This window comes from Microcoleus sp. CAWBG58, assembly GCF_020883045.1.
GTDB lineage: Bacteria > Cyanobacteriota > Cyanobacteriia > Cyanobacteriales > Microcoleaceae > Microcoleus.
In genome coordinates this window covers 45,417-50,092 of sequence record NZ_JAHRFA010000053.1, presented here as the reverse complement: position 1 = coordinate 50,092, position 4,676 = coordinate 45,417, and the positions used below count along the sequence as shown (strand labels likewise).

The 4,676-nt window shown below is 43.6% G+C and carries 5 protein-coding genes; 1 reads left to right on the top strand and 4 read right to left on the bottom strand.

Annotated features, from left to right (window positions below; all coding sequences use genetic code 11):
• Positions 1–301: 301 nt before the first annotated feature.
• The 4 genes from QZ918_RS21905 to QZ918_RS21890 all read right to left on the bottom strand — a co-directional run bounded on the left by QZ918_RS21905 (position 302) and on the right by QZ918_RS21890 (position 3,617).
• On the bottom strand, positions 302–868 hold the full coding sequence (locus QZ918_RS21905) for a DUF924 family protein (protein ID WP_293338324.1): 567 nt from the start codon (positions 866–868) through the stop codon (positions 302–304).
• 285 nt (positions 869–1,153) lie between these two features.
• Positions 1,154–1,507 (bottom strand): peptidoglycan-binding domain-containing protein, encoded by a 354-nt coding sequence (locus QZ918_RS21900; protein ID WP_293338322.1) that lies wholly within the window; start codon positions 1,505–1,507, stop codon positions 1,154–1,156.
• A 415-nt stretch (positions 1,508–1,922) separates the two neighbouring features.
• Positions 1,923–2,561, bottom strand: coding sequence for a HesA/MoeB/ThiF family protein (locus QZ918_RS21895; protein ID WP_293338320.1), 639 nt, complete (start codon positions 2,559–2,561; stop codon positions 1,923–1,925).
• Between the two features lie 228 nt (positions 2,562–2,789).
• The gene (locus QZ918_RS21890; protein WP_293338318.1) at positions 2,790–3,617 is read right to left on the bottom strand and encodes a hypothetical protein; all 828 of its coding nucleotides are present in this window, start codon (positions 3,615–3,617) and stop codon (positions 2,790–2,792) included.
• A 297-nt stretch (positions 3,618–3,914) separates the two neighbouring features.
• On the opposite strand from QZ918_RS21890, the gene QZ918_RS21885 reads away from it, so the two are divergent.
• Complete coding sequence (locus QZ918_RS21885) at positions 3,915–4,307, top strand: DUF4189 domain-containing protein (RefSeq protein WP_293150271.1); 393 nt, start codon at positions 3,915–3,917, stop codon at positions 4,305–4,307.
• The last annotated feature ends 369 nt before the right edge of the window (positions 4,308–4,676 follow it).

Here is a 4,676-nt window from a genome sequence, read left to right as displayed (position 1 = left end):
TCTAACGAAGCTTTTTCTTTTTCCATGTCTTTTTGTGGCAGTTGTAATTTATTCATTTTTTATCACAGTCAAGTATTGCATATATATTGTACCATAACCTTGATAATGATTTAGGATTGCTATATAAGTTTCTTAGTAAGTTCGTAGTAAGGACTTCAGTCCGTCTTCAGGTTCGTAGTAAGGACTTCAGTCCGTCTTCAGGTTCGTAGTAAGGACTTCAGTCCTCCGAATTTTTGCCAAGAAAGAAGGACTAAAGTCCTCACTACGAACCAATCTAACTACGAACCAATATTGATAAACTTTAAAACCCCGAACCTGGTTGTTTTAAAAACTCTGCTTCTTCGGGGGTTGTTTCGCGTCCGAGAATTTGATTGCGGTGGGGAAATCTCCCAAAACGCTCGATGATTTTAAAATGCCGCACTGCAAAATCAATGACTGAATCGCTGTCAGGTTCGCCGCTGAGTTGGCGAAATAATTGCACAGATTTTTGTTGGTGTTCTAAGTTTTCGCTGTGTTCAAAAGGCAGGTAGATAAACCACTTTTGTACAGTCAACAATTCGCGATCGAAGTTATTGTTAACAGCGTGTTGGGCGGCGGCTAAGGCTTTGCTGTCCGTGGCGAAGGCTTGGGGATTTTCGCGAAACATATTGCGCGGAAATTGATCGAGCAGTACGATCAAGGCTAGGCAGTTTTCTGGGGAATTTTGCCAGAAGTCGAGTTTACCGGATGCTGCTCGTTCGTATTCTGTCAGAAAGCGCGATCGCACTTCCGTATCAAAAGCCGCATCTTTCTCAAACCACTTCTTTTGAACTTTACCAAACTCTGGAGAGTTCGATCGACCAAACCAAAAATCTAAAATTTCATTCATTACCAATCTAGTTAGGCATTGATTATTAATGGAAATTTAGGTATCTGTAGTTGTACAAAATCTACTTAATGTACAACTACAAATTCCAGGGATTAATGATTGCCAAAAATGACTCGATCCAAACACAGATACTTGCTTTCCGACGATATGGAGGGTCGATAAAAAAAATTAGATTACAGAGTTTAAGCTTCCAGATTCATCTGTTATTGAGTAAATCTAAAATCTAAAATCTAAAATCTAAAATTGAGTGACTTAGGAACTTTTGCTGTCCGGTAGTTGAATTTACTAACTCGAAAACAGTCTGTCCCAAGTTTTGCCTCCCACAATTCCGTCTACAGGAAGTTTTTCTTGCCGCTGAAATATTTTCACTGCATCTAGGGTTGTCCGGCCGAATATGCCATCAAGTGCGATCGGTTCTGGGCAGACACCCTGGGCGTTCAACAATTTTTGCAGTTTCCTCACATCTTCCCCTCTCGATCCGTGTTTTAAAATCCTTTTATGGTAACGGACTTCTGGTTCGTGACAATCATTAGTGTGGCAAACTGTGCTGCTGCCAGAATAAGTGGCTGCATTGGCGCCAGTCAAAACTAATAATCCGAGAACTGCTAGTAAATAATAAAAAGTCTGCGATCCAACCATACTTTCCCTGTTAATTTTCTCAATCGTTTTCTGCAAGTTTGAGCCGCAAGAAACGGTTTATTCAGTTGACAGTTGACAGTCTGTAGGGGCGGTGCCCCCGTGCCCGCCCTCTTAACAGTTGACAGCAACCTCTACCCTTAAGTTAGAGGATTGGAGTAATGAATCGTCTAATTAATTTCTCCCTAAAACCGAGAGGCTTTCAACCAATTATTTCTGGTAAAAGCCACCGACAGCAGGAGTGGACGATATCAAAATTTTAGACTTTGGTTCGAGTTCTCAGATGCAATCCGAAACTCAATCTAAAATCTAAAATTCAAAATCTACTGACAATTGTTTGAGAGTGAGAAACCGGGTGTCTGGGATGGAGGTGTCCAATCTCGATTGACCGGGTTTCTAGCAACAGTCAACAGACATTCTACAATATAAGTGGCTTTACTGCAAAATCTCTGATTGTGCAAGTTAAATTTTGTTGCTCTTGGGTTGCAGCAAAGGTAACAATTACTTCGCAGGCAACAGAAACTGTCAGCATTACCAAGTTTCTCGCCAGCGGGTAATCGCAAACGTCATCATTGGCGGCGGTCGGAACCCGATAGTGTTGGTTCCAAATTATTTCGGAGTAATCGGCGGCTAATCCGACGTGCACGCAGGGAATGGAGGCACTCGCACAGTAATCTTTGACTGCTTGGCGCCCGACGCTGTTATCAAAAGTATCGATCGCCAGGGCACTGTTGGCAAGCAGTCGATCGACATTGGCGGGTGTCAATTCCTTGGAGTGCGCGTCAATGCTGACAGACAAAGCGCGGTACAGGTTGTTGGCGAGAATTTTGGCTTTGAAGGCGCCGATGTCCGATCGATAATAAGGTTGAGTGGAAAGGTTGCGCTCTTCGATGCGATCGCGATCGACGACTCTTAACTGGCAAAAGCCCGATCGCGCCAGACTCTCTACAATATTCGCACCCAAAGCGCCTGCGCCGCACACCGTTACCGGAAAATTTTTAACCAGCGACATCACTGCGGAACTTCTGTAAAGTTGTTCGTGAAAAAATATACTCATGACAGTTGACAGTTGACAGTTGACAGTTGACAGTTGACAGTGAGGAATTGGGAATTGGCAGTTGGCAGTTGGCAGTTAGGAATTGACAGTTGACAGTGAGGAATTGGGAATTGGGAATTGGGAATTGCTTAGCTATTCTGCATTGATTTTTTTAGGGCAAAAATCTTAAAGTCCTGTGGGGCGATGCTCCTAGCCCGCCCCTGGCGTACAAATTAAATGCTGTAAAGCTTATCGATTTTCGACTACTCCGACTAATGACTGCAAGTCGAAATCATTGTCCAAGCCGCTGAGACAAATGCCAGAACTCATAACTGTTAAATCATGTTTGGCGATCGCCGAACTATGATGTTCTCCACTGCCGCTAGTCCATTCAACCAGCCAATAATCCGGGCGATCGGAAAAATCCCGCAAATCGCCGCCGCCCATCTTCAACGCCCGCTGCAAGCGCTGTTCGTCGCGCACTTTTGGAGCGAAATCTTTAATATTTCTAGTCACCAATTCATAGACAGTTCCCATGGATGGAGTCATCCCTTTAAAGCGAACATCTTGAGGCAAAATCAACTTTTTTAAAGCTGCTTTTAACTGCTCGGATAGCAGCGGATCGGCGCGCCTGTCAATCTCTTCAAACCACAAACAATTACCGTCCCACCGCGCCACAATCTGCTCGAACTGCGAGCCTTCACTCACTAAATGTACAGGTACAGGTTTAGCAAAACCCAGGCGCTGTTTAGCATCAGACTCGTTAACAGGATAAGCCAGCCAAGTTTGCCCTTGCAGCACGCGAGCTAATTGCAAGCGAATCGGTACCAGCAGTTGCAAATATTCTGCTATTTGTGGCAAAGTGGGTTCGTCAAACACAGCAGCAATTTTATCATTAATTGGCTTAAAAATCGCCCATCCTTCAAAGTTGCCCTGCTGCAATTGAAAAGTATAAATCATCCCACCTATCCTTGTCCGCACCTTTCCCCCTCGAACGCAAGGAGCCAGGAATTGGGTGTCGAGCAGTTCCTCTTCTTGGGCAGCAAGTTTGCTGATGATTTTGCGGATATTTGCCATCGAAGTGACCTCCTTCAACAGTTGACAGTTGACAGTTGACAGTTGACAGTTGACAGTTTAAGAGCGACCTTTACCTAGAAGGAAGAGGATTGGAGTAATGAATAGTCTGATTTTAATTTCTCCCTATCGGGGAGAGGCTTTCAACCAATTCTTTCTGGTGATTTTACTTGTTTTTACACGATCTGCATAGAAATTAAGCAAATATAAACATTTGCCAGCAATCTTGACATCAATAAAATTCAGAATATAATATTAAACAAGCATTCAAAGTTAACGTTGTAAAAATATCGAGTGAATATGCTGCAAAAACTCTGTTTTAAGTTAGTAGTAGTGACAAGTCTGATACTTTCTATTGTTGGCTCTGCACAAGTAGCTAAAGCTCAGAACAGTCATGGAGCTACTGCTTATTCTCCGACTTCTGACGCCACCGGTATTAGTTGGGATCATGGTACAGAGAAAGAAGCGCTAGATGCAGCAGTAGCCGCCTGCAATCAACAAAGCGGTGGGGCTAACGATTGTCAAGCGCTAACCTCTAATACCAATAATTGTGGAGCGATCTCAGTAGGCAAAGGAGGAGCAGGTGCGGGCTGGGGCGGCGATAAAGCAGCAGCAGAAGCTCAAGCTCTCGCTGCTTGCAGCGAACTGGAAGGAGGCAATTGTAAAATTCAGCTTTCAGCTTGCAACAAGTAGTTGAATGATGAATTTTTGCCTGAACGGTTTGTAGTGAGGACTTTAGTCCGCAGAAAAAGAAGGACTGAAGTCCTCACTACAAACCTATTTTCTTATGGGGTTTGTAGTGAGGACTTTAGTCCGCAGAAAAGAAGGACTGAAGTCCTCACTACAAACCTATTTTCTTATACGGTTTGTAGTGAGGACTTTAGTCCGCAGAAAAGAAGGACTGAAGTCCTCACTACAAACCTATTTTCTTATGGGGTTTGTAGTGAGGACTTTAGTCCGCAGAAAAAGAAGGACTGAAGTCCTCACTACAAACCTATTTTCTTATACGGTTTGTAGTGAGGACTTTAGTCCGCAGAAAAAGAAGGACTGAAGTCCTCACTA

Bases quoted from the DNA above. Each gene is read 5' to 3' on its own strand.
- QZ918_RS21895 (WP_293338320.1), bottom strand. From the start codon at position 2,561: ATGAGTATATTTTTTCACGAACAACTTTACAGAAGTTCCGCAGTGATG.
- QZ918_RS21890 (WP_293338318.1), bottom strand. From the start codon at position 3,617: ATGGCAAATATCCGCAAAATCATCAGCAAACTTGCTGCCCAAGAAGAG.
- QZ918_RS21905 (WP_293338324.1), bottom strand. From the start codon at position 868: ATGAATGAAATTTTAGATTTTTGGTTTGGTCGATCGAACTCTCCAGAG.
- QZ918_RS21885 (WP_293150271.1), top strand. From the start codon at position 3,915: ATGCTGCAAAAACTCTGTTTTAAGTTAGTAGTAGTGACAAGTCTGATA.
- QZ918_RS21900 (WP_293338322.1), bottom strand. From the start codon at position 1,507: ATGGTTGGATCGCAGACTTTTTATTATTTACTAGCAGTTCTCGGATTA.